Origin of the sequence: Streptomyces sp. URMC 123 (assembly GCF_051386515.1) — a bacterium.
GTDB lineage: Bacteria > Actinomycetota > Actinomycetes > Streptomycetales > Streptomycetaceae > Streptomyces.
This window is the reverse complement of sequence record NZ_JBPQTV010000550.1, coordinates 1-2,216: the sequence shown is the minus strand read 5'-3', so window position 1 is coordinate 2,216 and position 2,216 is coordinate 1. Positions and strand designations below refer to the sequence as shown.

Annotated in this window: 2 protein-coding genes; one reads left to right on the top strand and one right to left on the bottom strand. The window is 73.4% G+C overall.

Features of this window, described 5'->3' with window-relative positions:
• The first annotated feature begins 217 nt into the window (after window positions 1–217).
• A complete protein-coding gene (sph, locus tag ACSNOD_RS30590) occupies window positions 218–1,213 on the top strand; it encodes a sphingomyelin phosphodiesterase (RefSeq protein ID WP_436770338.1) in 996 nt (331 codons plus the stop codon).
• Between the two features lie 73 nt (window positions 1,214–1,286).
• On the opposite strand, the gene ACSNOD_RS30585 is transcribed toward sph, so the two are convergent.
• A partial coding sequence (locus ACSNOD_RS30585) for a beta-galactosidase small subunit (RefSeq protein WP_436770337.1) occupies window positions 1,287–2,216 on the bottom strand: 930 nt, incomplete at its 5' end.

Below are 2,216 nucleotides of genomic sequence, written 5' to 3'. Positions count from 1 at the left end.
AGGCCCGCCGCGCCCGCCGCGCGGGGGGCCTCGGCCCTTTCCCCGGCTCGACCGGGGCCGATGGCCGAACGCTCACCGACGGCCCGACGCCCGGCCGGCGCGGGAGCCGTCGAGCCGTGGTCATGTCCCTTCCATCCACCGGTCATCCGAAGGTCACCACCGTTGCGTGGGATGAGCGCCGACCGGCCTCATCCACCTCACCCGCAACGGGGGACCCATGTCGCTCTCGCCGCACCGCACCGCCCGCCGCACCCGGCGCGTCTCACGCGCCGCCCTGGCCACCGCGCTCGCCGCGGCGGCCGTCGTCACCGCCGCCGGGCCGGCCCCCGCGGCCGAGCCGCCCCGGCTGAAGGTGCTGAGCTACAACGTCTTCCTGTTCAGCAAGACCCTCTACCCCAACTGGGGGCAGGACCACCGCGCCGCCGCGATACCCACCGCCCCCTTCTTCGGCGGCAATGACGTGGTCGTCCTCCAGGAGGCGTTCGACAACGCCTCCTCCGACGCCCTCCAGCGGGCGGCCGCCGCCCGCTATCCGCACCAGACGCCCGTCATGGGCCGCTCCACCAGCGGCTGGGACGCGACCGGCGGCTCGTACTCCTCGACCACCCCGGAGGACGGCGGCGTCACCGTACTGAGCAAGTGGCCGATCGTGCGCAAGGAGCAGTTCGTCTACAAGGAGGCCTGCGGCGCCGACTGGTGGTCCAACAAGGGCTTCGTGTACGCGGTGCTGAACGTCGCCGGCAGCCGGGTGCACGTGGTCGGCACCCACGCCCAGTCGACCGACCCGGGCTGTTCCGCGGGGGAGGCCGCCCGGGTGCGCGCCGCCCAGTTCCGGCAGCTGGACGCGTTTCTGGACGCCAAGGCCATTCCGGCGAACGAGCAGGTGATCGTGGCCGGCGACCTCAATGTGGACGCGCACTCGGCCGAGTACGCCTCGATGCTGCGGAACGCCGGTCTGGACCCGGCCGACCGGCGCACGGGGCACCCGTACTCGTTCGACACCGCGGAGAACTCCATCGCCGCCGAGCGCTACCCCGACGACCCGCGCGAGGATCTCGACCATGTGCTGCACCGCACGGGCCACGCGCGGCCGGCCGACTGGCGCAGCGAAGTGATCAAGGAGCGCAGCGCGCCCTGGACGGTCTCCAGCATGGGCAAGGACTACACGTACACCAACCTCTCCGACCACTACCCGGTGGTGGCCGGCGGCTGAGCGCCAGTACGGCCGGAGGGAGCCTCAGTACTGCCGGAGGCGACGCCCGTACAGGCGCGGCTGAGCGCCAGTACTACCGCAGCCGGGCGGCCTCCTCGGGGGCCAGCGGGCGGATCGTGAGGGTGTGGTCGACACTCCGGTCCGCCCGCACCCGGTACTCGGGGCGGACCGGATTCGGGGTGTCCCCCACCCCGCTCACCGCGTGGTCGAGCCGCAGGGTGTGCCAGTCCTGGTCGCGCCGGAGCAGATGGGGGTAAGCGGCCCGGTCCAGGTCGTCGTGCGCGCTCACCGAGGTGTCGAACGTCCCGCCGGGCGGGGCCGAGATCAGCAGCCCGCCCGTGCGGCCGTCGGTCAGGGCGGCCCAGCGCACCTCGGTGTGGTTGCCGTGGGCCTGGGGGCGCAGATACGGCCCCGCGCCCTTCTCGACGGGCGCGGACCAGACGCCGACGGGCGTGCCGTCCCGCCGGTCGTTCACGCTCTCCTGCGGCCCCCTGCCGTACCAGCGGAGGTGGTCGTACCGCTGAGGCACCGCGAGCCGCAGCCCGAGCGCGGGCAGATACGGCAGGGTGCGTACCGTCCCCCTCGGCTCGACCCGCTGCCGCACCCGTACCGCCCCCGAGCCGTCGAACGCGTAATCGATGATCTGCCCGAACGACGCGTCGGTGACATCGGGGGCCGCCACGGTGGAGCGGACGGTGACGGTGACCGCGCCGTCGTGGGAACGGGTCAGGTCGACGGCCTCGACGGTGGTGCGCAGCCGGTCGAGGCCCCGGGCGGACCAGAGCTTGCCCTCGGCGGTGCCCCAGTCCCAGCGCTCGTTGCTGATGGGCGGCCGCCAGGCGTCGAGCTCCGGCCCCGAGCGCAGCAGTTCCCGGCCGCGGTGGACCATCGAGGAGAGCGTGCCGGTGCGCTTGTCGACGGTGTGGCGGACGTCGTGGCCGGCCACCACGGGGTAGTGGTCGGAGAGGTTGGTGTACGTGTAGTCCTTGCCCATGCTGGAGAC

Excerpts from the sequence above, each read along its gene's own strand:
- sph (WP_436770338.1), top strand. The coding sequence starts at position 218 with ATGTCGCTCTCGCCGCACCGCACCGCCCGCCGCACCCGGCGCGTCTCA.